The 22,242-nt window shown below is 67.3% G+C and carries 21 protein-coding genes and 1 tRNA gene; 13 read left to right on the top strand and 9 right to left on the bottom strand.

The genetic code is table 11. From position 1 onward, the window contains the following. Positions 1–49 precede the first annotated feature (49 nt). Positions 50–445, bottom strand: coding sequence for a PaaI family thioesterase (locus Q0379_RS11640; RefSeq protein ID WP_299008646.1), 396 nt, complete (start codon positions 443–445; stop codon positions 50–52). Between the two features lie 39 nt (positions 446–484). After that, positions 485–1,489: an aldo/keto reductase gene (locus tag Q0379_RS11635; protein WP_299008644.1), complete on the bottom strand. Its 1,005-nt coding sequence runs from the start codon at positions 1,487–1,489 to the stop codon at positions 485–487. Between the two features lie 97 nt (positions 1,490–1,586). Here Q0379_RS11635 and Q0379_RS11630 point away from each other — a divergent pair, with 97 nt between their 5' ends. Both Q0379_RS11630 and Q0379_RS11625 read left to right on the top strand, forming a co-directional pair. After that, the gene (locus Q0379_RS11630) at positions 1,587–2,489 is read left to right on the top strand and encodes a LysR family transcriptional regulator (RefSeq protein WP_299008642.1); all 903 of its coding nucleotides are present in this window, start codon (positions 1,587–1,589) and stop codon (positions 2,487–2,489) included. 90 nt (positions 2,490–2,579) lie between these two features. Next, entirely contained in the window at positions 2,580–6,596 is a 4,017-nt protein-coding gene (locus Q0379_RS11625; protein ID WP_299008640.1) for an ice nucleation protein, read from the top strand. 99 nt (positions 6,597–6,695) lie between these two features. Here the strand turns inward: Q0379_RS11625 and efp are convergent, their stop codons facing one another. After that, positions 6,696–7,262, bottom strand: coding sequence for an elongation factor P (gene efp / locus Q0379_RS11620; RefSeq protein ID WP_066687129.1), 567 nt, complete (start codon positions 7,260–7,262; stop codon positions 6,696–6,698). A gap of 120 nt (positions 7,263–7,382) precedes the next feature. On the opposite strand from efp, the gene epmA reads away from it, so the two are divergent. The 4 genes from epmA (at position 7,383) to Q0379_RS11600 (ending at position 10,093) form a co-directional block, all read left to right on the top strand. Continuing rightward, positions 7,383–8,429, top strand: a complete 1,047-nt coding sequence (gene epmA / locus Q0379_RS11615; protein WP_299008636.1) for an EF-P lysine aminoacylase EpmA — start codon at positions 7,383–7,385, stop codon at positions 8,427–8,429. A 215-nt stretch (positions 8,430–8,644) separates the two neighbouring features. Then, positions 8,645–8,830, top strand: a complete 186-nt coding sequence (locus Q0379_RS11610) for a hypothetical protein (RefSeq protein ID WP_299008634.1) — start codon at positions 8,645–8,647, stop codon at positions 8,828–8,830. A gap of 46 nt (positions 8,831–8,876) precedes the next feature. Further along, positions 8,877–9,311, top strand: a complete 435-nt coding sequence (locus Q0379_RS11605) for a TerB family tellurite resistance protein (protein WP_299008631.1) — start codon at positions 8,877–8,879, stop codon at positions 9,309–9,311. An 80-nt stretch (positions 9,312–9,391) separates the two neighbouring features. Further along, the gene (locus tag Q0379_RS11600) at positions 9,392–10,093 is read left to right on the top strand and encodes a VIT family protein (RefSeq protein WP_299008629.1); all 702 of its coding nucleotides are present in this window, start codon (positions 9,392–9,394) and stop codon (positions 10,091–10,093) included. On the opposite strand, the gene Q0379_RS11595 is transcribed toward Q0379_RS11600, so the two are convergent. After that, positions 10,090–10,524, bottom strand: a complete 435-nt coding sequence (locus Q0379_RS11595) for an acyl-CoA thioesterase (protein ID WP_299008627.1) — start codon at positions 10,522–10,524, stop codon at positions 10,090–10,092. The genes Q0379_RS11600 and Q0379_RS11595 overlap by 4 nt on opposite strands. Positions 10,525–10,527: 3 nt before the next feature. Beyond that, positions 10,528–10,812 (bottom strand): zinc-finger domain-containing protein, encoded by a 285-nt coding sequence (locus tag Q0379_RS11590; RefSeq protein ID WP_299008625.1) that lies wholly within the window; start codon positions 10,810–10,812, stop codon positions 10,528–10,530. 151 nt (positions 10,813–10,963) lie between these two features. On the opposite strand from Q0379_RS11590, the gene Q0379_RS11585 reads away from it, so the two are divergent. The 4 genes from Q0379_RS11585 to Q0379_RS11570 all read left to right on the top strand — a co-directional run bounded on the left by Q0379_RS11585 (position 10,964) and on the right by Q0379_RS11570 (position 14,543). Beyond that, positions 10,964–11,926, top strand: coding sequence for an ABC transporter ATP-binding protein (locus tag Q0379_RS11585; RefSeq protein ID WP_299008623.1), 963 nt, complete (start codon positions 10,964–10,966; stop codon positions 11,924–11,926). 92 nt (positions 11,927–12,018) lie between these two features. Then, on the top strand, positions 12,019–13,086 hold the full coding sequence (locus tag Q0379_RS11580; protein WP_299008621.1) for a purine nucleoside permease: 1,068 nt from the start codon (positions 12,019–12,021) through the stop codon (positions 13,084–13,086). Then, positions 13,083–14,399, top strand: coding sequence for an NCS2 family permease (locus tag Q0379_RS11575; protein ID WP_299008618.1), 1,317 nt, complete (start codon positions 13,083–13,085; stop codon positions 14,397–14,399). Before Q0379_RS11580 ends, Q0379_RS11575 begins: the two co-directional genes overlap by 4 nt. A gap of 67 nt (positions 14,400–14,466) precedes the next feature. Beyond that, positions 14,467–14,543 (top strand) — tRNA-Arg (locus Q0379_RS11570). Here Q0379_RS11570 and Q0379_RS11565 read toward each other — a convergent pair. The 4 genes from Q0379_RS11565 to Q0379_RS11550 all read right to left on the bottom strand — a co-directional run bounded on the left by Q0379_RS11565 (position 14,514) and on the right by Q0379_RS11550 (position 17,213). Continuing rightward, a complete protein-coding gene (locus Q0379_RS11565; RefSeq protein WP_299008616.1) occupies positions 14,514–16,199 on the bottom strand; it encodes a recombinase family protein in 1,686 nt (561 codons plus the stop codon). The two genes, Q0379_RS11570 and Q0379_RS11565, sit on opposite strands and share 30 nt — an antisense overlap. Positions 16,200–16,217: 18 nt before the next feature. Then, positions 16,218–16,463, bottom strand: a complete 246-nt coding sequence (locus tag Q0379_RS11560; RefSeq protein WP_048578310.1) for a hypothetical protein — start codon at positions 16,461–16,463, stop codon at positions 16,218–16,220. A gap of 82 nt (positions 16,464–16,545) precedes the next feature. After that, on the bottom strand, positions 16,546–16,968 hold the full coding sequence (locus tag Q0379_RS11555) for a type II toxin-antitoxin system VapC family toxin (protein ID WP_299008612.1): 423 nt from the start codon (positions 16,966–16,968) through the stop codon (positions 16,546–16,548). Further along, entirely contained in the window at positions 16,965–17,213 is a 249-nt protein-coding gene (locus Q0379_RS11550; RefSeq protein WP_299008610.1) for a hypothetical protein, read from the bottom strand. The genes Q0379_RS11555 and Q0379_RS11550 overlap by 4 nt, the downstream gene beginning before the upstream one ends. 671 nt (positions 17,214–17,884) lie before the next feature. Between Q0379_RS11550 and Q0379_RS11545 the strand changes: the two genes are divergently transcribed. The 3 genes from Q0379_RS11545 (at position 17,885) to Q0379_RS11535 (ending at position 22,060) form a co-directional block, all read left to right on the top strand. Beyond that, entirely contained in the window at positions 17,885–19,960 is a 2,076-nt protein-coding gene (locus tag Q0379_RS11545) for a ParB/RepB/Spo0J family partition protein (RefSeq protein WP_299008608.1), read from the top strand. Between the two features lie 672 nt (positions 19,961–20,632). Further along, entirely contained in the window at positions 20,633–20,932 is a 300-nt protein-coding gene (locus Q0379_RS11540; protein WP_299008606.1) for a DUF736 domain-containing protein, read from the top strand. Positions 20,933–21,226: 294 nt separating this feature from the next. Then, positions 21,227–22,060 (top strand): type II CAAX endopeptidase family protein, encoded by an 834-nt coding sequence (locus tag Q0379_RS11535; RefSeq protein WP_299008604.1) that lies wholly within the window; start codon positions 21,227–21,229, stop codon positions 22,058–22,060. The last annotated feature ends 182 nt before the right edge of the window (positions 22,061–22,242 follow it).

Here is a 22,242-nt window from a genome sequence, read left to right as displayed (position 1 = left end):
GGCCGGCCCTTGAATGGGGGTGCTGATGCGCCAGGAGTCGGACACGCGTCTACTCCACCGTCATCTGGGTCTGAGTGACCACAGCCACCAGCTTGCCGTCTTCGCCCTCGATGCGCGTGACCCAGATGCTGGAGCGCCGGCCGATGTGCAGCGGCGTCGCCGCGGCCTTCACCGTCGTTCCGACGGCGGCGGGGGCGATGAAGTTGGTCTTGCTCTCCAGCGTCGTCGTCCGCTTGCCCTCCGGCGTCGACAGGAAGGCGCCGATGGCGCCCAGCGTATCGGCCAGGGCCATGGTCGCGCCGCCATGCAGGATGCCGCCGGCCGTGCACAGGTCGGGTCGGACCAGCAGCCGTCCCTCGACGCGATCCGGAGCGGCGTGGACGATCTCGACGCCCATCAGGGCGGCGAACGGCAGAAGGTCGAGGTCGAAGACGGGCGTGCTCATGACGGCATCTGACGCCCGCCTCCGCCCCGGACGCAAGCGTCAGTTTGACCCGCGCTCGCTGTCGAGGTGGGCCATCATCGCCTCGGCGTAGCGCGTGCCCGCCACGGCGGTCGCCGGCACCGCCGCCTCGATCGCCGCCAGGTCCTCCGCAGTCAGGGAAACCTCCAGGGCTCCGAGGGCCTCCGCGAGGCGGTCACGTCGGCGCGCGCCGATCAGCGGCGCGATGTCGTCGCCCCGCGAGGCCACCCAGGCGATGGCGGCCTGGGCGGTCGTCACGCCCTTGGCCTCGGCGACCGCGCGAAGGGCTTCGGCCAGCTTCAGGTTGGCCGCCAGGTTCTCGCCCTGGAAGCGGGGGCTGTGGGCGCGGAAGTCACGGCCGCCTTGGCCGGTCTGCGGCGTCCAATGGCCGCTGATCAGGCCGCGCGACAGCACGCCATAGGCCGTAATGCCGATGCCAAGTTCGCGCAGGGTCGGCAGGATCTCCGCCTCGACGGTGCGCGAGACCAGCGAGTATTCGATCTGCAGGTCGACGATCGGCGCGACCTTGGCGGCCCGGCGGATCGTCTCGGCCCCGACTTCGGAGAGGCCGATGTGGCGGACATAGCCGGCCTGGACCATCTCGGCGATGGCGCCGATGGTGTCCTCGATCGGCACGTCCGGATCCAGGCGCGAGGGCCGGTAGATGTCGATGTGATCGACGCCCAGGCGCTTGAGGCTGTAGGCCAGGAAGTTCTTGATGGCCTGGGGCCGGCCGTCATAGCCGAGGAAGCCGCCGGCGGGATCGCGCAGGGCGCCGGTCTTGACGCTGAGCACCAGGCGGTCGCGCTTGTGGGTCTTGAGCGCCTCGCCGATCAGCATCTCATTGTGGCCCATGCCGTAGAAGTCGCCGGTGTCGATCAGCGTGATCCCGGCCTCCACGGCGGCGTCAAAGGTGGCCAGGCTCTCGGTCCGGTCAGCGGGCCCGTACATGTCGGACATGCCCATGCAGCCCAGGCCGAAGGCCGAGACGACGGGGCCCGTCTTTCCCAATTGGCGCGTCTTCATCCGATGTCTCCATGCTGTCTGTGGAGACGGTTATGCGCCTCGGCGTTTCGTGCGATAATCCGACAAGGTTTGCACGACCTGTTCGGAATTTCACACAATGCAGCAAGCCGATTTCGCCGATCTCGACGCCTTCACCGCCGTGGCCCGCGCCCGCGGCTTTCGCGCGGCGGCGGCTCTGCGCGGCGTCTCACCGTCCTCGCTCAGCGAGGCGGTGCGGCGGTTGGAGGCGCGACTGGGCGTACGCCTGCTCAACCGCACCACGCGCAGCGTCACGCCCACCGAGGCTGGCCAGAAGCTGCTGGAGCGCCTGTCGCCCGCCCTCGCCGACGTCGCCCTGGCCCTGGACGAGGTCAACGCCTTCCGTGACAGCCCGACGGGCACGCTGCGCCTGAATGTTCCGGGCGTTGTGGCCAAGGTCATCCTGCCGCGCCTGCTGCCCCGCTTCCTGGCGTTGCATCCGGGCGTATCGGTGGAGGTGGTCGCCGACGACGCGTTCATCGACGTGCTGGCGGCCGGATTCGACGCCGGCGTCCGCTATGACGAGCGGCTTGAGAAGGACATGATCGCCATACCGCTGTCGGGACCGCAGCGCTTCGTCGTGGTCGCCTCGCCCGCCTATTTCGCCGCCCACGGGCGACCCGTTCATCCTCGCGACGTGCTCGACCACGCCTGCATTCGCCACCGCTTCGCCAGCGGCTCGTCCTATGCCTGGGAGTTCGAGAAGGATGGCGAGGTGGTCCGCATCAACCCCACCGCCCGGCTGACCTCGACCAATATCGACCTGGAACTGGCGGCCTGCGAGGCTGGCGTCGGCCTGATGGCCACCTTCGAGGACTTTGTCGCCGAAGCTCTGGCCGCGAGTCGCCTGGAAACGGTGCTCGACGACTGGCTGCCGCCGTTCTCCGGTCCCTACCTCTACTACGCCAGCCGCCGCCATATGCCCGCGCCTCTGCGCGCCTTCGTGGATTTCGTGAAGGCGGAGCGATCAGCTTATGGTTAATACAGTTTGAACTAAACAAAACTCCACTTAAAGTCGTCTAGCGATTCGTGAAGGTTGCGGCCAGCGCCGCGGTGAGTTGTTGGAGTAGCGATGGCGGTTGTCAGCTCCGATCCGTCGGCCCTGTCCAGCCTGGCGCCGAGCCGGATCGCCGCCCTCAGTGGCGCGACGATCGCCGCCGCCCCGCCCTCGGAGTTCGCCAGGCTCACCTCGCAGCAGGTCGCGGCGATCAGCGCGACGGCTATCGCCGCCCTGACTCCCGAACAGTTCGCCCGGTTCGGCGCCAGCCAGCTGGCGGGCCTCACGGCCTCACAACTGCCTCGACTGCCCGCGGTCGCCTTCAGCAGCACCCAGCTGATGGTGCTGAACCAGGCGCAGGTGTCGTCGCTGTCGCGCACGCAGATCCAGGCGCTGAGCGCCGAGGCGCTAGACGGGCTGCGCATGACCCAGATCGCGGTCCTCAGCGCGACGAACTTCTCCGCCCTGAGCACGACCCAGGTCCAGAGCCTATCGCCGGTTCAGCTACGCGCACTGAGCGCGGCTCAACTGCGCGGCCTTTCGGCCGCCGACATGGCGGAATTCACCGTGGATCAGGTCGCAAGCCTGACCCCCGCTCAACTTGGCATGCTCGGCCCAACCCAGGTCGTGAGTCTCTCGAGCAGCCAGATCGGAGCCCTGACGCCGACCCAGTTCGCGGGTCTTTCGGCGTCGACCTTGCGGGCCCTCCCGCCCGAGACCATCGCCCTCACCTCGGCGAGCCAGTGGTCCGCGGCCACGCCCGGCCAGCTTTCGTCCCTGACCTCGACCCAGCTGAACGCGCTGGGTGATCGCAAGGCCGTCCTCAGTCCGACCCAGATCCGCGCCCTTTCGGCGACGGAGCTTGGCCGCGCCAGCCCGGCGTTCCTGGCCGCCCTGACGCCAACTCAGCTGAAGGGCCTGAACGCCGGCCATGGCGCGGCGCTCTCCGTCACCGCGATCACCGGTCTCGACACCACTCAGCTGGCGGCGCTGGATCCCGCGGCGCTTGGCGGGTTGTCGCCAAGCGCCTTCTCGGCCCTGAACGCGACCCAGGTCGGCGCGCTTAGCGCCAGCCAAATCGCCCGCCTGCGCGGCGAACAGCTGAAGGCCTTGAACGGGGAGGACTTCAACGAGTTCACGCGCGCCCAGCTGAAGGCTTTCACGGTCAGTCAGATCCGCGACCTCCCCCCCAGCCGGCTGGCGGCCCTGACCGACGAGACCTTCGCGGCGTTCACGCCTTCCCAGCTCAAGGCGCTGACGCCGCTGCAGCTGAAGGCGCTGTCGCGCAGTGATCTCGCCGCCCTGTCGACGGAACAAGCCCAGGCGCTGACCGCGGTGCAGATCGCCGCGCTCTCGGGGACCCAGTTGGCCGCGCTGCGGCAGGCCGGGCCGCTTTCCCAAGGTCAGCTCTACGGCATCACCGCAACGCAGCTCCGCGCCTTCGCCCCGACCGACATCGGCAGCCTCAGCACCACGGAAATCCGAGGCCTCAACGGTCAGCAGATCAGCGGCCTGACATCGACCGCCGTCGCCGCCTTCACCCAGGAACAGGTGGACAGCCTAACCGGCAACCAGCTGCGCGGGCTGACGGCCACCCAGCTGAGCGGTCTCGACGACACCGACGTCGGGCAACTGCGTCCCACCCAGATCGCGCTGCTGGATGGAACCCAGATCGGCGCGATGGCCCCGCACCTGTCGACCGGGATCATCGGCGGCCTCACCGCGACGCAGGTCTCGAAGATGTCCGTGACCGCGCTGGACGCGCTCTCGTCGACGCAGATCGCCGCCTTCGGATCAACACAGCTGCGGGCCCTGACGGCGGATCAGATTGGCAAACTGCCGTCCGACATCCCCTCCGCGCTCAGCGTCACTCAGATCGCGTCGCTCACGGCGCAGCAGCTCGGCGCCCTGTCGCCGGACAATTTCGGCCGCCTGTCGCTCGACGGTTTGGCGCGGCTGGACGCAAACCAGTTGAGAGGTCTCACCGCGACCCAAGGCCGAAGGCTGACGTCCACCCAGCTCAGCGTTCTTAGCGGAACCCAGATCACCGCTCTGACCTCCAATGTGATCGGCGCGTTGACGGCCGATGTCGTGGGGGACCTTTCGGCCACGCAGTGGGCCAGCCTCAGCACCGTCCAAGCTCAGGGCCTCACCCAGACCCAGCTCGCGGGCCTTGGCGCCGATGACCTGCGAAAACTGTCGGCCACGCAGTGGACCGCGTTGCGATCGACCCAGATCGCGGGCCTCTCCGCCACGGCCGTCGCCGCTCTGGACGCCGACCGCCTGGCCCTGCTGACGCCGACCCAGCTAGCGGGTCTTTCGCCCAACGCCTTCTCGGCGCTCGACGCCTCTCGCGTCGCCGCCCTCTCGACCAGCCATATAGCGGCGCTGACGGCGACGCAGCTCCGCAGCCTTTCGCCGGAGGACATGGCCGAGTTCAGCACCACGCAGATCGGCGCGATCAATGCATCCCAGATAGCCGCCCTGCCTTCGACCGACGTGGCCGCGCTCAACGCGAGCCAAGTGGCGGCCCTCGGCGCCAACCAGATCCGCGCCATGGCGCCGTCGCAGATCTCGGCTCTGCGCCCAAGCCAACTGAGCGGCCTATCCAGCAGCCAATTGGCGGCCTTGAGCTCCGTTCAGCTGGGAGCGCTGGCGACCGACGCCCTGGCGGCTCTGACCGCGACGCAGGTCGGCGCCTTGACCTCCACCCAGGTGGCCGGTCTCAACGCCACACAAGCAGCGAACCTGACCGGCGAGCAGGTCGCGGGCCTGTCCAGCACGCAAGTGGGAGGCCTGAACGGAGGCTTCCTCGCCGCGCTGACCCCCACGGCCTTCTCGGCGCTCACGGCGACGCAGGTCGCGCGCCTGTCAACGACGCAACTTCAGAACCTGACCACGACCCAGGTCAGCGCGCTGTCGACCAGCGACTTCGCCGAGCTCTCGACGACACAGGTTGGCGGCCTCGCCCCTTCGCAGATCGGAGCGCTGTCGGTCACGAACCTCACCTCGCTTTCCACCACGGCGCTCGCCGGACTGTCGGCGAGCCAGTTTGGCGGCCTCACGAGCGCCCAGCTCGCCGCCCTGCCCGACAGCGCCGTGAAGACCCGCATCGGCCAACTAACTCCCAGCCAGATCGCGGGCGCCTCCGCCACCCTGATCGCCAGCCTGTCGACCACCGAGGTCGCGGCGCTCAGCGCCAGCCAGGTTGGCGCGCTCTCCGCCTCGGCCCTTGGGGCGCTGGGGACCAGCGGGCTGGCGAACCTCACCTCGACCCAGGTGACCGGGCTTTCCACGACGCAGATCGCAAGTCTCGACGCCAGCAGCTTTGGAAGCCTGTCGGAAACCCAGGTCGCCGCGCTGTCGGCCACGCAAGTCGGTGCGGTGCGCGGGGAAATCCTTTCGGCCTTGAACGCGACGCAGTTCGCCCGGCTGACGGCCAGTCAGGTGCGCGGCCTAACCTCCACCCAGATCGAGCAGTTCAGCGCCGCCGACATCGGCGAGATCACCGTCACCCAGATCGGCGGACTTAGCCCGCAGCAGATGGAGAGCTTCTCCGCGGCCGACATTTCCGCCCTGACGGCGACGCAGGTCGCCGCTCTGACGGCGGCGCAGATCTCGGCGCTGACGCCGGTGCAGGTGCGCGGCCTCAACCCGACCGACATGGCGGAGCTGAGCCGGACGCAGATCGCCGGTCTGACATCCAGCCAGATCGGCGCCCTGTCCATGAGCGCCATCGGCGCCATGTCGGAAGACCAGTTCAGCGGCCTCAGCGCAAATCAGGTGCGGGGCTTTACGGCCGAGCAATTGACCGCGTTTGGGGCGAGCGGGCTGGCGCGCTTCTCCGGCGCCCAATTGGGCGCGCTCACGACGACCCAGGTGGGCCAGTTGCCCGCCGCCTCGATCGAAGCTCTTGACGCCACGCAGGTCGGCCAGATCATGCCGAGCCAGATCCCGGGCTTCACGGCCGCCCAGATCGCCGCCTTCAAGCCCAGCCAGCTCAGCAGCCTGTCTCGGGCGCAGATCAACAAGCTGACCGCCGCCCAGCTCGACGCGATGGCGCCGGGCCAGTTGGAGGCGATCGGCCTTTAGGCGGCGTCTGGGTCGAGCACAACGAACCGGCGCGGCCAGTCAGCAAAAAGGCCCGGCGGTCTCCCGCCGGGCCTTCCTGCTTCAGCGTCCGAGGCGCGCTTAGTCCTTGGCGCGTTCGACGTACGAGCCGTCTTCCGTCAGGATCACCACCTTGGTGCCCGAGGTGATGTAAGGCGGGACCGTCGTCTTCACGCCGTTGCTGAGCACGGCGGGCTTATAGGACGAGCTGGCGGTCTGGCCCTTCACCGACGGTTCGGTGTCGACGATCTCGAGCACCACGGTGCGCGGCAGGTCGATGGCGATCGGCACGTCATTGTGGGTCGACAGGATGACGGTCATGCCCTCCTGCAGATAGGGCGCGGCGTCGCCGATCACTTCTTCAGTCGCCACGAGCTGGTCGTAGGTCTCCGGGTTCATGAAGTGGAAGCCCTCGCCGTCCTGATAGAGGAAGGTGTGGTTGCGGTCGTCGACGAAGGCGCGCTCGACCTGCTCGGTCGTGCGGTAGCGTTCCGAAACCTTCACGCCGTCCGAGATGCGGCGCATGTTCAGCTGGGTCACCGGGGTGCCCTTGCCGGGGTGGATGTTCTCGGCGCTCAGGACGACATAGAGCTTGCCGTCGAGATCGACGACGGAGCCTTTGCGGAGCGAGCTGGCTGCGACCTTCACGTAGTTACCGTCCTTGGTGGAAAGCGCGCGCGAGGCCGCGGGCGCGTTCGTGCTATTGATCCGTGAGCGCCCTCCTATAGCGAAAGGGCCAAAATCTCCAGTCTCTTCGGTTTACAGCCCTTGCCGCATTCTTCCTCGACCTGGTGGCGCACGGACGTCCACCACGACCGCCGCCCCTTCCTGCTGGCGCGCAACCGCATCACCAAGGCCTTTCGCGCCTGGTTCGAGACGCAAGGCTTCGAGGAGGTCGAGACGGCCGCCTTGCAGGTCTCGCCCGGCGCCGAGGCGCACCTGCACGCCTTCGCCACCGAAGCGCTAAACGCCGCCGGCGAGGGAACGCCGCTGTACCTGCACACTTCCCCCGAGTTCTCCTGCAAGAAGCTGCTGGCGGCGGGCGAGACGAACATCTTCAGCCTGGGCAAGGTGTGGCGCAACCGCGAGCGCGGGCCGCTGCACCATCCCGAGTTCACGATGCTGGAGTGGTACCGCGCCGAGGCGCCTTACGAGACGCTGATGGACGACTGCGCCGCCCTGGTCGCTCTGGCGGCCGAGACGGCGGGAACCCGTCGCTTCGCGTTCCGGGGCATGGCCTGCGACCCCTTCGCCGTTCCCGAGCGCCTCTCGGTGGCCGAGGCCTTTCGGCGCCACGCGGGCATCGATCTGCTGGCCAGTATCGCCTCAGACGGCGAAACAGACCGCCGCGCTTTGGCCGCCGGGGCGGCCGAGGCTGGCGTTCGCGTGGCGGAGGACGACACCTGGGCCGACATCTTCAGCCGGATCATCGTCGAAAAGGTCGAGCCGCGCCTGGGCGAAGGCCGTCCGACGATCCTTTGCGAATACCCCATCCCCGAGGCGGCCCTGGCGCGGCCCAAGGCTTCCGATCCGCGAGTCGCCGAGCGCTTCGAGCTCTATGCCTGCGGCGTAGAGCTGGCCAACGCCTTTGGCGAGCTCACCGACCCCGTGGAGCAGCGCCGCCGCTTTGTGCTGGAGATGGACGAGAAGGCCCGCGTCTATGGCGAGCGCCATCTCATCGATGAGGACTTCCTGGCCGCCCTGGCCCACATGCCCGAGGCGTCGGGCTCCGCCCTGGGCTTCGACCGCCTGGTCCTGTTGGCGACCGGCGCCCGGCGGATCGAGGACGTCCTCTGGACGCCCGTCCCAGGATAGACCGCGGAAATTTTCATCGCGCCTCTTGAGTCCCGCTCGATTTCAACCAAACTCTTAGCTGCGGGCCGGGCCCCTCTGACGTTTCGACGCTTCGCGTCGGGCGTGATGTCGGACCGCATCGAGTGCGCTCGATGCTGGGTCCTGGAGGCCGCTTACCCCCTCTGAGCCCCATCGCCCGGCATCGGCGCACTCTCCCAACAGAGGAGAGCGACGACATGCCCCTGATGAACGCCCAGCAGCTTCGCGCGGAGATCGCGCGGCTGACCATGGCCATGCGTGAGGAAAGCGCGCGGCCCAATCCGGACAAGGCCAAGATCCAGATCTGGAGCCTGCGACGGCAAAGCCTCCAGGAACGTCTATGGACGATCGAACTGAACGCCGCCACCGCGCGGTGGGCCTGAGATCATGGCCAAGGCCGTCAATGATAACGACAACGAGGAAACGCTCATGAACAACGCCCTGCGCAAGGCGCTCGCGCCGACCGACGTCTGGACGCCGCGCCAGCTGGAGCAGCTCGACGCCGTGGTGGCGGCCTGCGCCCTGATCGCCCACGCCGATGGCGACGTCTCGACCGAGGAACGGGGGCGTATGCTGGACCGCATCCGCGGCCAGGCGGGGCTGATCCCGTTCGGCGTCGATGACGTGCTCGAAGCCTTCGAGGCCCTGGACGCCCGGTTCGAGACGCGCCCGGAGGAAGCTCGGGCGGAAGCGGAGATGATGATCCGACAGCTCAAGGGGCGGGCGGAGGCCATGGAGGTCGCCGCCGCAGCGGTGGCGGTGTCGATCGCAGACGGCGGCCTTGAGGCCGAGGAGCGCCAGGTCATCCTCGACATCTGCGCGTGGCTCGGCGTCGCGCCAGCCCAGTTCGACCTGTCGCACTAGACCCATAAGCGGCCGTCAGGCTTGACCCGGCGCAGCCGCCCGGGTCCTCCTTTGGTCGAATTCGATTAAGGGACAAGGCCATGGCTCGCTTGAAAGCGCACGTCGAACGGCACGCGGTGTCGCGGATCGGCTGGCTGCGCGCCGCCGTCCTGGGCGCGAACGACGGCATCGTGTCGACGGCGGCGCTCGTCGTCGGGGTCGCGGCGGCGGAGACCACGCGCGGCGCGGTCCTGCTGGCCGCCGGCGCCGGCCTGGTCGCCGGCGCGATGTCGATGGCGGCGGGCGAATATGTCTCGGTCAGCTCTCAGGCCGACAGCGAGGCGGCCGACCTCGCGCGTGAACGCCAGGAACTGGCGACGCAGCCCGAGGAGGAGCTGGACGAGATGACGGCGATCTACGTCGCCCGAGGCCTGACGCCCGACCTGGCCCGCCAGGTCGCGGTGCAGCTCAACGCCGGCGACGCCTTGGCCGCCCACGCGCGCGACGAGTTGGGCATTTCCGAACATCTGGCGGCTCGCCCCGTGCAGGCGGCCCTGACTTCCGCGGCGACCTTCGCCGTCGGAGCGGCGATGCCGCTCGCGGTGACGGCAGTAGCGCCACTCCCGATCATGATCCCCGTCGTGACGGCCGCCACCCTGCTCGCCCTCGCGGCGCTGGGCTGGCTGGGAGCCCGCACAGGCGGAGCGCCGCCGCTGAAGTCGGTAATCCGCGTGACGTTCTGGGGCCTGCTGGCCCTCGCCGCCACCGCCCTGATCGGCAAGGTGTTCGGCGCCGTCGTCTAGACGGGAAGCGGCCGCGGCTTGCGGTGCTCGTCGATGGCCACGAAGGTGAAGACGCCCTCAGTCACCTTGTGCGCCTGCTCCCCGTCCCGGCGACGACGCCACGCCTCGACGGCGACCTTGAGAGAGGTGCGGCCCGTGTGGATCACCTTGGCGAACAGACTGACCTCGTCGCCGACGAAGACCGGGCTGATGAAGGTCATGCCGTCGATGGCGATGGTGGCGCAGCGGCCCGCGGCGCGGTGGAAGGCGATCGAGGCCGCGGCCAAGTCCATCTGGGACAGCAGCCAACCGCCGAAGATGTCGCCTTCGGGATTGGTGTCGGACGGCATGGCGATGGCGCGCAGCACCGGCGCCTCATGTGGCCACTCGGCCTTCTCCCAGGCCTTGGCGAGGGTCTCGGCCCGTTGGCTCGGCGGGACGCTGTCGTCCACGGCTTAGTGGCCGCCGGCGCCTTCGTAGACGCCTGGCGCGAGTTGCTCGTCCTCGTCGCCCTCGGCCGTCGCCGCGACGAAACGACGATCGCAGTAGGGGCAGTCGACGAAGCCGGCCGCGCCCATCTCAAGCCAGACGCGCGGATGGCCCAGGGCCCCGCCGACGCCATCGCAGGCGATGCGGTGCGAGCGGACCATGATCGTCTCCGGCGCGGGACCGGCGATCGCCGCCGGGTCCATGGCGGTCGGAACGGTCGCGTTGGCGGTCGCAGTCTTGGCCTTGGCCATCTTGGGAGTCCTCGAATTCGGATCGCGGCCTTGGCGTCGCCGCGAACGAGGCATACCTATGCGACGCCGAAAGGCGCCGTCAATCGACCCGCGCCTCCGGGGGCCCTTCTCGCGGCGTTTCCGGCCTCGCCGTTTGCATTCTGGACGATCCATGGACCTGCCCGCCTACGCCATCGAAGCCGAAGGCCTCTACAAGACCTACGCCGCCACCAAGACCTCGCCCGAGAAGCGGGCGCTGAACGGCATCGACCTGAAGGTCCCGCGCGGCTCGATCTTCGGCCTCCTGGGCCCCAATGGCGCGGGCAAGTCGACCTTCATCAACATCCTGGCCGGCCTGGTGCGCAAAAGCTCGGGCACGGTGCGGATCTGGGGCCGCGACATCGACCAGCGCCCGCGTGACGCCCGCGCGGCCATTGGCGTCGTGCCCCAGGAGCTAGCCGCCGACGTCTTCTTCACCCCGCGCGAGTCGCTGGAGGTTCAGGCGGGCTTCTACGGCGTGCCCAAACGCGAGCGCCGGACGGACGAGTTGCTGAACGCCCTGGGTCTCGGCGACAAGGCCGGCGCCTATGTTCGCCAGCTGTCGGGCGGCATGAAGCGACGCCTGATGGTCGCCAAGGCCATGGTCCACCAGCCGCCCGTCCTGATCCTCGACGAGCCCACCGCCGGGGTCGACGTCGAGCTGCGCCGCCAGCTCTGGCAGTACGTAACCGGCTTGAACGAGCTGGGCGTCACGATCGTGCTGACCACCCACTACCTGGAAGAAGCCCAGGAGCTCTGCGACCAGATCGCCATCATCAATCGCGGCGAGGTGGTGGCCTGCGAACCCACAGGGACCCTGCTGCGCCGGATGGACAGCCGCAACGTCGTGGTCACGCCGGAGCAGCCCGTGACGGCGGCGCCGGCCTTGGCGGGCTTCGACACCAAGCTGCGCGCAGGCGGCGCGTTCTCGGTCAGCTACCGCACCGGCCAGTCCAGCGTCGAGCAGGTTCTGGCCGCGGTCCGCGCCAGCGGGTTGCTGATCAAGGACATCGCCACCGAGGATCCGGACCTCGAGGATGTCTTCGTCGCCCTGACCTATGGCGATCCGAACGCGGCCGACCCGACCAAGGACTAGTCAGCTCGTCCCACGCCCAGTCAGCGGCGACAAACGCGCTTGCCAGGCTCGCCGCAGCGCGCCAGCTTCGCCGCGATTTGCGCTTGAGGGGTATGGCGATGCGGCTCTTGGGACTTGTAGTGGCGCTGTGCCTGGGCTTCTCGAGCCTGGCCCAGGCGCGAGAAGCCAAACCCATCCCCGTCAAGGTCGTGGTGCTGACGACCTTCGAGATCGGCGAGGTGACCGGCGACCGGCCCGGCGAGTTTCAGCCGTGGGTCGAGGGCCTGCCGCTGAAGGAGACCATCCCCGTCCCCGGCCTGCGCCATGCGGCCCGCTGGTCGCCCGAGACCGGCGTGCTGGGCGTGATGACCGACATGCGCGCGCGGGCGCGGGAAAGCGTCGCCGCCCTGATCCTCTCCAAGCAGTTCGACTTCTCCAAGACCTACTGGATCGTGGCGGGCATCGGCGGCGTCGACCCCAAGGTGGCGTCGATCGGCAGCGCCGCCTGGGCGCGCTATGTCGTGGACGCCGATCCGATCTATGAGGTCGATGATCGCGAAATCCCGGCTGACTGGCCCTACGGGCTCTATTCGCTGGAAACCGACAAACCCAATGTGAAAGGCTCCGCGGAAGGTTCGTCGGGCATGGTCTGGGCGCTGAACTGGCGGCTCGTCGATTGGGCCTATGGCCTGACCGCGAAAACGCCGATCCCCGACAACCCGGCCTTGGCGGGTCTGCGCGCGCCCTACGCCAGCGACGTCAACGCGACCAAGCCGCCTTTCGTCCTGAAGGGCGAAGCGCTAGGCGCCACCCGGTTCTGGCATGGCGCGCGCCGCACCCAATGGGCCGAGGACTGGGTCCGCCTTTGGACCGACGGCGCGGGGACCTTCACGATGTCCGACTGCGAGGACCAGGGCATCACGGACGTGCTCGACCTCTATGCGAAGGCCGGCAAGGTCGACTTCTCGCGCGTCCTGGTGCTGCGGACGGCCAGCAACTACTCGCGCGCGCCGGCGGGCGCTCCGGAGTTTCCGCGCGCCTTCCACGGCGAGGGCGCGCAGGCCGCGTTCGACTCGGCCTACCGTGTGGGCTCGGTCGTGGTGCGCGAGCTGACAAGCCACTGGGATCGCTACGAGACCAATACGCCCAGCGCGGCGTCCATTGGGGGGACGGTGAAATGATCGAGCGGATGTTCAAGCTGTCAGCGCAAGGGACCTCGGTGCGCACCGAGGTGCTGGCCGGCTTCACCACCTTCCTGACCATGGCCTACATCGTGATCGTCAATCCGACGATCCTGGGGCAGGCGGGCATGCCGGTCGCGGCGGTCGCGGCGGCCACCTGCCTCGCCGCCGGCTTCGGCAGCATCCTGATGGGCCTGATCGCGAACTACCCGATCGCACTGGCGCCCGGCATGGGTCTCAACGCCTATTTCACCTTCACCGTGGTCAAGGGCATGGGCCTGCCCTGGGAGACGGCGCTGGGCTGCGTCTTCCTGTCCGGCGTGGCCTTCCTGGTTCTCACCGTCGCGGGCATTCGCCAGTTGATCGTCGGCGCCATTCCGCGCCCGCTGTTCTCGGCCGTCGCCGCGGGCGTCGGCCTGTTCATCGCCTTCATCGGCCTCAAGGAAGCCGGCATCATCGTCGCCGATCCGGCCACGACCGTGGCGCTCGGCGACCTCACCAAGCCTAACGCCGCCCTCGCCATCTTGGGCCTCCTCGTCATGGGCGGGCTGATGGTCTGGCGGGTGAAGGGCGCGATCTTGATCGGCATCCTGGTCGCCGCCGTCGCGGGCTGGGCCCTGGGCCTCGCCAAGATTGTTCCCGGCGAGTACGGCTTGGCGGCTCTGACGGCCACGGCCTTCAAGCTCGACGTCCCCGCGGCGCTGCACCTGAACAGCGGCATGGGCATGGCGCTGGCCGAGGTGATCTTCGTCTTCCTGTTCGTCGACCTGTTCGACAATGTCGGGACCCTGGTCGCCGTGACCAAGAAGGCTGGCCTCGTCCAGCCCGACGGAACGATCCCGCGCCTCAACCGCATCCTGACCGCCGACTCGATCGCGACCATCGGCGGCTCCCTGGCCGGGACCTCGACCGTGGTCAGCTATATCGAAAGCGCCTCGGGTGTCGCCGCCGGCGGCCGCACCGGCCTCACCGCGATCGTCGTCGGCCTGCTCTTCCTGGTCACCCTGTTCTTTGCCCCCTGGGTCCAGGCCATTCCGGCGGCCGCCACGGCGCCGGCCCTGATCATCGTCGGCTCGATGATGGTCGGCGCGCTGGCCGACGTGGACTGGGACGACCCCGGCGTCGCCATCCCGGCGTTCCTGACCGTGATCGCCATCCCGCTGACCTTTTCGATCGCCAACGGCCTGGCCTTCGGCATCACGGCCTACGCAGGCCTCAAGCTCGTGCGCGGCCAGGCCAAGGCGAGCGACTGGCTGCTGTTCGTGCTGGCGGCCCTGTTCGTCGCCCGCTTCATCTACATGGGGGCGGCGTAAGCCGCTCCCCGCAAGACCGTTTGCGCCCTGGCCGCCTTTCGGCTAAGACCCGCTTCCCGCAAGGGATGCACCCGTAGCTCAGCTGGATAGAGCGTTGCCCTCCGAAGGCAAAGGTCACACGTTCGAATCGTGTCGGGTGCGCCATTTCGGTTCAAAGGCACGAACGCCTAGCACCGCCGCCTCTACGCCAGAGGCGGCGGTTAGGGTTCGGAGCAGCTCGCTCCGCAGCCCACGGATGCGGACCTCCTTCCGGCTTACAACTTCAACCCGCTGCGCCACGGCGCGAACCTGATCGCGGGCGAACGTGCCGTCGCCATGCCGCAACTTCTTTTTGAGAGCGGCTGCGAAGGCGCGCAGGCTCTCCGGCGTGATCGCCGGGCCGATCTTCACGATGTGGGCCAAGGCGCGCTCGGAATCACCCTTGGCCTGGTCGCGAGTCGCGGTCAGCTCGGCAATACGATCCTTGAGCGATGGATCACTCACGTCGATGACGCCGTTCTCGATCGCGTCGTAAAGGCGCTTGAGCTTCGCTTCTGCCTCGGTCGCGCGCCGTTCAAGGTCGGCGACATGCTCGCGGCGCTGGTTCACCCACTCGTCGCGGCGTGCGAGGATCTGATCCATCAGAGCTTCGAGCCGCGCCGGATCGAGGAGCCGCGCTTCCAGATGATCGACCACGGCCTCATTGAGCCGATCCATCGGCACGGTGATGCCGGGACAGCCGGTCGCACCCTGCCGCGCCTTCGTCGAGCAGGTGTAATAGCGATATTCCCGACCGACGCTGCTGGTGCCCGTGCGCAGCGTCATCGCACCGCCGCAGCACGCGCAGAAGCAGATGCCGGTGAGCAGCGTCGGGCCGCCCACCGCCATCGGCGGCATCATCTTCGGGCTGCGCGCCTTGAGCGAACGCTGGACGGCCTCGAACTCGGCTTCCGAGACGATCGCCGGCACTTCCATGACGGCGTGCTCGCTCTCCGGCTTGGGCGTCTTCGTCTTGTGGTCGCGGGTGTTGAAGCGGTGCTGGCCGATATAGGTCGTGCGGGTGAGCACCTGATGCACTGCGCCCAAGCCCCAGCGCCCGCCATCGCGGGTGCGAATATTGTTCTCGTTGAGCCAGGTGGCGATCGACTTGAGACCCATCGGTCCCCGATTATCGACGCCGTTGAGCGCCATCCTGTAGATGCGCCGCACCGTCTCGGCCTGGATCGGGTCAATTTCGAGCTTCTTCTTGATTTTCGCGCCGCGCTCGCCGGCCGCGATCACGCGATAGCCGATCGGCGCGCGTGCGCCATTCCAGAAGCCTTGCCGGGCATTCTCCTTCATCGCCCGCAACGTGTGCTTACCGTTCTCCTTCGACTGATATTCGTCGAACAGCGTCATGATCTGGCGCATCATCACGCTCATCGGATCGTCACCCAAATCCTGCGTGATGGAGATCAGCCGAACGCCGTTCTTCGCCAGCTTCCTGACGTAGAACTCGAACTGGAACTGATCGCGAAAGAAGCGCGAGAAGCTGTGAACGAGAATGACGTTGAACGTCGGTGGCTTGACCATCGCCGCGTCGATCATCGCTTGGAAGGCAGGCCGGCGATCATCGGTCGCGGTGTTGCCCGGCTCGACGAACTCGGCCGCGACCTCCCAGCCGCGCGACAGGCAATAGCCTTCGATCTGGCGGCGCTGATCGGGAATGGACAGGTCGCTATCAGCCTGCCGGCCGGTTGAAACGCGCAGGTAAAGGGCGGCGCGAGCGGTCGCAACGACTGGCGCCTCATCCTCGTGTCGTTGCAGGGCGGCGCTGGTCATGACGCTTTACTCCTCACTTCACGGCAGCGGCCCGAACAGCTTGTCCAGCTCCTGCCGCATGTGGCCTTCGATCGCGCGCAACTCGGCGTCGCCGATCGGAACTTGCTCCGGCCAATCGTCGGTAACGACGATCGGCCCTCCATCGTCGCGCGGCCGGCGCGAAGCCCGACGCGGTGCGACGCGGTTGGTGTAGTCGTGCAGGTCATCCGGGCTTTCGGCCCAGCGGCGAGGCGTGCGGCGGCGGAGCTTGCGAGGAAGGGCCATCGCGGCAGGCTGCCGCGCGACCGCATCCCACGCAAAGCCTCTTGCGCGGCGAAGCGCAGATAGGGGCGCGCGGCGGCGGGCGTCATGCTTCGCCCCACGGATCGACGATTGTGATCCCGCATTCGGCAAAGTCGCGCACACTACGAGTCGCCAGCCGCGCGCCGCGCGAGCGCACGATCGCCGCGATTTGCGCGTCAATCTGGCTGATCGGCTTGCCGCCCTGTTTCCGCCCGGCGGCGATCTCGGGATATGCAAGAGCGGCCTCGGCATCGAACGGCAGCACGCGCCCAGCCAGATCGACCTCGAACATCGGACGCGCAGCCGTCAGCAGATCATCGCGGCGGCGTCCCTCGGGCAGCAGCGCCAAGCCATAGAAGATTTCCGCCTGCGTCAGCGTCGTTGTGAACACGCCCGCCATCGGCTGATCGGCGATCCACGCCATGACTTGCGGGTCAGGCTCGCGTCGCATCAGCTCGGAGATGACGTTGGTGTCGAGGACAATCATTCGCCGAAGTCCACTGCTGGCCGGATGGCCTCGCGCGGAACGTCAGGCAAATCGACGCCGCCCAGCTCGCCGAAGCGCTCGTTGATGGCCTGTCCCAGATTGCGAGGGCGTGGGATTTCGGTCGAGAGCGCCGAGCGCAAGATGTCGCGGGCTTCGTCTTCCATCGAGCGGCCGTGCATCGCAGCGCGCAGCCGCAGGCGATTTTTGATTGCATCGTCGATGTTTCGGATCGTCATGACCGCCATATGCGTCTCCATAAGTCATTGACTGCATATTAGTCGATGAGGCCGAAAAAAGCAAGGGAAGGGTTGGCGCCTCCCTGCGGGACCGCCGCTCTATCTCCGCTGCCCTCCGACCGAGCCTCGTTCCGGGTCTCGTCCCTGCCGGGTGACGATCAGCATGGCGGTGCGGCGCTGACGCGCCGGGCGGAACGCGGATTCAAGCGAGCGCACTCTGCGGCTTCTGGCGAAGCCGACAGGGGTCGCGCGTTGTTTTGCCGCGTGGCACGCTTGCTCTGCACGGAGGGCGCGGCGACGGCTGGCCCCCAGGTCCGCGCGCACGCCGCCGCGCCGGCCGGTCGCCGCAAGGGTGCGATGTTGGTAGCGCCGCGCGGCGGCGCAGTTGCGGGGCTCCGCCCGATCGGTGGACCCGCTCACGGGTCCGGCTTCTTTACCGCTTCGGAGATCGGGCCAGGGCTTCGCCGGCCCGATCGCGTTTGGTCGTTGCTCACTCCGTTTATGGGGTGGGCGACGCTTCCCTTTAGGCCCGCCGCGCCGGGCCGCAACGCGCGTGCCGCGCTTACCTCCTCTGCGTTCCGGCCCTTCGGGTGCTGTCCGGCTCCGCCGGCGGGCCTGCCGGTCCGCTTCTTCGCCGCCCACCCCATTCCGGGGTGAGTGTGGTTTTAAGGAGAAGTGTGATGAACGCTGTGACCGAAACCGCAGCCGCCGAGCCTGTGTCTGGCGTGGAAATCTTCCTGCCGCTCGCCAAGCTTAAGAAGTCCCCGCGCAATGCCCGCAAGGTGCCGCATGGGGAAGCCGCAATCGAGGCGCTGGCCGCTTCGATCCAGCACAAGGGGCTGATCCAGAACCTTGTCGTGGAGCCGGAGACCAAGGAGGACGGGACGCCGACCGGCTATTATCTCGTCACCGCTGGCGAGGGGCGCAGGCTGGCGATGCTGTTGCGCGCCAAGCGCAAGCAGATCAAGAAATCGGAAGCCGTGCGCTGCTGGCTCGATACCGCCAACGATCCGTCGGAGATCAGCCTGGACGAGAATGTCACCCGGACCCCGATGCACCCCGCAGACCAGTTCGATCGGTTCCGCGAGCTTGCGGATGGCAAGGGTTGGGGCGCGGAAGAGATCGGCGCGCGGTTCGGCGTGTCGGCTTCCGTCGTGAAGCAGCGGCTTCGCCTTGGCGCTGTCTCTCCCAAGTTGTTGCAGGTCTATCGCGAGGACGGGCTGACCTTGGATCAATTGATGGCCTTCGCCATCACCGAGGACCATGCCCGGCAGGAGCAGGTGTTCGCCAACCTGCATCATAATCGCGAGCCGTGGATCATCCGGCGCGACATGACCGCGAGCAACGTTCCTGCCGATGATCGCCGCGCGGTGTTCGTCGGGGCCGACGCCTATGTCGAGGCGGGCGGCAACATCATCCGCGACCTGTTCAGCGAGGACCGGGGCGGGTTCTTCGAGGATGCGGGTTTGCTCGACATGCTTGCCGTCGAGAAGCTGCGGGAGGTGGCCGAGCAGGTGCAGGCGGAGGGCTGGAAATGGACCGAGGCGCATATCGACTATCCCCACGCCCACGGGATGCGGCGCTTCTATCCGCAGGCCGTTCCCCTGTCCGACGAGGACGAGGTGCGGCTGGACGCCCTGTCCATCGAGCATGACGAGCTTGCCGAGGGCTATTCATCCTATGACGAGATGCCCGAGGATGTGGCGGCTAAGTTGCAGGCGGTGTCCGACGAGATCGACGCGATTTCGGAGAAGCGTTCCGCCTACGACGCCAACGTAATCGCGCATGGCGGCGCGTTCGTCGTGCTTCACCATGACGGTTCGGTCAGGATCGAGCGCGGTTTCGTCAGGGCCGAGGATGTGGCGCTGGCTGACCCGCAACCGGAGCCGGAAACCGACGCGACCGACCCGCAGGCCGGGGAGGACGAGCAGACCGAGGACGGCGACGAGGACGTTCAGGAGATCGAGGATGAGGACGAGGAACCCGGCAAGCCGATTTCCGACAGCCTCACCCGCGACCTGTCCGCCTACCGGACGCTGGCGCTTCGCGTGGCGCTGGACGAGCGGCCCGATATGGCGCTGATCGCGCTTACCCACACGCTGACCGCGCAACTGTTCTACAGCTACGCCGAGGCGGGTTGCCTTGAGGTCCGTCCGACCGTGACCCCCTTGGGGAGCCATGCGGACGGGATCGAGGACACGCCCTTGGCGGCGCGGGCGAGCGAGGCGCGCGAGGCATGGGCCGAGCGGATGCCGCGTGACGTGGCGGACCTGTGGGGCTTCATCGTCGCGCTGGACGACGAGAAGCGGCTGGCGCTGCTGGCCCATTGCGCGGCCCGCACCGTCAACGCCCTGCGCCTGCCGTGGGACCGCAAGCCCCGGACGCTGCAAACCGCCGACCGGCTGGCTACTGCGCTGGCGCTGGACGTGGCGAAGGACTGGACGCCGACCGTGGACAGCTATCTTGGCCGCGTCACCAAGGCGCATATCGTGGAGGCCGTCACCGAAGGCGTATCGGAGGACGCCGCCCGCCGTATCGCGGACATGAAGAAGCCGGATATGGCGCAGGCCGCCGAGCAGCTTCTGGCCGGGACCGGCTGGCTTCCCGCCGTGCTGCGGACGCCGGAAGCTGAGGCGGAGCAGCCCGCAACGGTCGAGGCCGAGGACGCGGAAGCCGAGCAGCAGCCCGCCGAAGCCGAAGCGACCGCGCCGCAGGACGCGGACGAGGAAGACGCCTACGCCGTCGCCGCTGAATAGCGGTATTGGGCCGGGGCCGCGCACGCGGTCCCGGCCTTCCTCAGAACGGCCCAAAAAATCGCGGCCGCGCCCCTGATCGGGCGCGGCCGCTTGGCGTCGTCAGCTTGGCGCTTCCAAATTTGGCAGAGGGCGCGCGCGTGGGGGCTTGCTCAGAAGGCGTTGCGCGATTCCGCTTCGACAGGTGTTCACCGCTGCCATGGGCGGGGTCGACGTTGGCGATAAGCCCGCACCCGCGCGGTCGGTTCTTCCACCGTGCGCTGACATGCCGAGCGGTCCATCTTGGGCGGCGCGTTGCCGGATTGCCGCATCATATCAGTGCGACAGAGTTCGGGCGCTGAGAGCGGACTCGGTTCGAACTGGTCCTGCCGGATTTGCCGCATGGGTTCGGTCGTTCGGAGCCGCCATAGCTTTCCATCCCGCATCGGCGCGACCGCACGGCCTCTCGATTGGCTTGATCTAACCGGGGCCAGCTTCGCCTTGCTCGGCCTGGCGCAACGCCGCCGCGTGGCTTTTTTCCGCCGCCTTCGGCTTTGCATCGCGAAACAAAAAAGCCGCGCGTCGCCATCCTCCGCTGCGCTCCGGCCGCAAGCGGTGCGCGTCCGATCATCCCCGCTTCACCGATCGCCATCGAGGCCGCGGCAGTCGCGGTCCGAAAGCGAAAGGAACTTCGACATGGCGATCATCGGCACCTTCACCCAGGCGGACAACGGCACCTTCACCGGCACCATCACCACCGCCACCCTCAAGCTCAAGGCGACCCTCCGCCCCATCGACATCGAAGGCGACAAGGCGCCCAACTACCGGCTCCTGGTCGGGACGGTCGAGTGCGGCGCAGGTTGGAAGAAGACCAGCCGCCAAGAACGTGACTACATCTCGGTCAAGTTCGACGATCCGACCTTCCCGGCGCCGATCTACGCCACCCTGTCCGAGACCGACACGGCCGGCGAATACGCCCTGATCTGGTCGCGCTGACAAGCAACGCCGCCCCGCTCTTCGGAGCGGGGCGCTTCCGAGTTGTTTGCGAATATGATAGCGATGAGGAATTGTCTTGCGACCACGAACGGGTCGCAAGGATGATTAGAAGTTATTGAGTTTCGCTCTCCGGCACCATCACCTCTCGACAGGAGTACACTGACCGGCATCTGCTTGACGGCAAGATCGAAGTAGAAGGAGGCTTCTAATACCTATACGCCGCTTCAAAGGGGAGATGCTATGGATGGGCTAGCGAGGAAGTTCGGCATTGTGGCCGGAGCGATAGCGCTTGGCATGGTGCTGGCGCTGATCGGTCATATTCCCAAGAACATCATCTTCCTCGCTAACCTGCGTCATTGGCCAGAAGTGCCTTGGCTGATCCTTCCGACTGGCATCTACCTATGGGCTTATTGGCGCTATCTCGGCGGTAGTTGGGGACCAAGGTCAACCGCAGAATTCCGACGCCGCTCAATGCGAGCACAGCCGCTGCCGCCGCGTCTTTGGTACTGGTCGATGATCGCGGGCGTGCTCGGCATTATCGCACTCATCTTGGTGCTGCGCGTCGCAAATCGCGTGGTCATGCTGCCGGAGCAGGAGTTTTTCGATGTTTCGCAAGCCTCCACCACGACGGTCTTCGCGATCATCGTGATTGGCGCCATCGTCGCTGGCATAGTGGAGGAGAGTGCGTTCAGGGGCTATATGCAGGGGCCGATCGAGGAAGCATTTGGCATAATACCTGCGGTGCTTGTCACGGGGATTATGTTCGCGGTGGCGCACCTTGGCCTGACGCCGGTCCTCGTGCCCTATTATGTTGCCGTCGCCGCCCTGTACGGAACAATCGCTTGGCTTACCCGCTCCATCCTACCCACGATTGTGCTGCATACTGGCGGTAACATCTTCTCCAGCACCTATTTATGGCTCACTGGTCATGCTGAATGGCAGCGCGCCAAAGGCCACGAGAAGCTAATATGGCAAACCGGGACCGACGGCGAATTCTGGTTGGCGGTGGCTTTCAGTTTAGTGGGCCTAGCCTCTGCATTGTGGGCTTACGCAAGATTGGCGCATGAGTCACGGTTGCTCATCGAGCCGTGCTTGATCGATAAAGACTCATCGAATCAAGTATCGTAGTCGGTTCGCGCCCAAGCAAATGCAATGATGTATTGCGGTTTGCGCGCGTGATGCTCATCAGAGCACCTTCCAATGCCACAGCAGAGCAACGGACTTAACTTGTAGCTCCGTAAAACGGAGCGGTGCTTAGTCCGTATGTCCTTCCTGCCGGCGCTGAGCCGTCCGGGTCGTGGTGCTGCATT

This window comes from uncultured Caulobacter sp., from assembly GCF_937900395.1.
Lineage (GTDB): Bacteria > Pseudomonadota > Alphaproteobacteria > Caulobacterales > Caulobacteraceae > Caulobacter.
This window is presented reverse-complemented; position numbering and strand designations above follow the sequence as displayed.

Excerpts from the sequence above, each read along its gene's own strand:
- Q0379_RS11565 (WP_299008616.1), bottom strand. The coding sequence starts at position 16,199 with ATGACCAGCGCCGCCCTGCAACGACACGAGGATGAGGCGCCAGTCGTT.
- Q0379_RS11630 (WP_299008642.1), top strand. The coding sequence starts at position 1,587 with ATGCAGCAAGCCGATTTCGCCGATCTCGACGCCTTCACCGCCGTGGCC.
- Q0379_RS11555 (WP_299008612.1), bottom strand. The coding sequence starts at position 16,968 with ATGATTGTCCTCGACACCAACGTCATCTCCGAGCTGATGCGACGCGAG.
- Q0379_RS11610 (WP_299008634.1), top strand. The coding sequence starts at position 8,645 with ATGCCCCTGATGAACGCCCAGCAGCTTCGCGCGGAGATCGCGCGGCTG.
- Q0379_RS11590 (WP_299008625.1), bottom strand. The coding sequence starts at position 10,812 with ATGGCCAAGGCCAAGACTGCGACCGCCAACGCGACCGTTCCGACCGCC.
- Q0379_RS11640 (WP_299008646.1), bottom strand. The coding sequence starts at position 445 with ATGAGCACGCCCGTCTTCGACCTCGACCTTCTGCCGTTCGCCGCCCTG.
- Q0379_RS11545 (WP_299008608.1), top strand. The coding sequence starts at position 17,885 with ATGAACGCTGTGACCGAAACCGCAGCCGCCGAGCCTGTGTCTGGCGTG.
- Q0379_RS11585 (WP_299008623.1), top strand. The coding sequence starts at position 10,964 with ATGGACCTGCCCGCCTACGCCATCGAAGCCGAAGGCCTCTACAAGACC.
- Q0379_RS11635 (WP_299008644.1), bottom strand. The coding sequence starts at position 1,489 with ATGAAGACGCGCCAATTGGGAAAGACGGGCCCCGTCGTCTCGGCCTTC.
- Q0379_RS11550 (WP_299008610.1), bottom strand. The coding sequence starts at position 17,213 with ATGGCGGTCATGACGATCCGAAACATCGACGATGCAATCAAAAATCGC.
- Q0379_RS11535 (WP_299008604.1), top strand. The coding sequence starts at position 21,227 with ATGGTGCTGGCGCTGATCGGTCATATTCCCAAGAACATCATCTTCCTC.
- Q0379_RS11625 (WP_299008640.1), top strand. The coding sequence starts at position 2,580 with ATGGCGGTTGTCAGCTCCGATCCGTCGGCCCTGTCCAGCCTGGCGCCG.
- Q0379_RS11560 (WP_048578310.1), bottom strand. The coding sequence starts at position 16,463 with ATGGCCCTTCCTCGCAAGCTCCGCCGCCGCACGCCTCGCCGCTGGGCC.
- Q0379_RS11540 (WP_299008606.1), top strand. The coding sequence starts at position 20,633 with ATGGCGATCATCGGCACCTTCACCCAGGCGGACAACGGCACCTTCACC.
- Q0379_RS11575 (WP_299008618.1), top strand. The coding sequence starts at position 13,083 with ATGATCGAGCGGATGTTCAAGCTGTCAGCGCAAGGGACCTCGGTGCGC.
- Q0379_RS11580 (WP_299008621.1), top strand. The coding sequence starts at position 12,019 with ATGGCGATGCGGCTCTTGGGACTTGTAGTGGCGCTGTGCCTGGGCTTC.
- Q0379_RS11605 (WP_299008631.1), top strand. The coding sequence starts at position 8,877 with ATGAACAACGCCCTGCGCAAGGCGCTCGCGCCGACCGACGTCTGGACG.
- Q0379_RS11600 (WP_299008629.1), top strand. The coding sequence starts at position 9,392 with ATGGCTCGCTTGAAAGCGCACGTCGAACGGCACGCGGTGTCGCGGATC.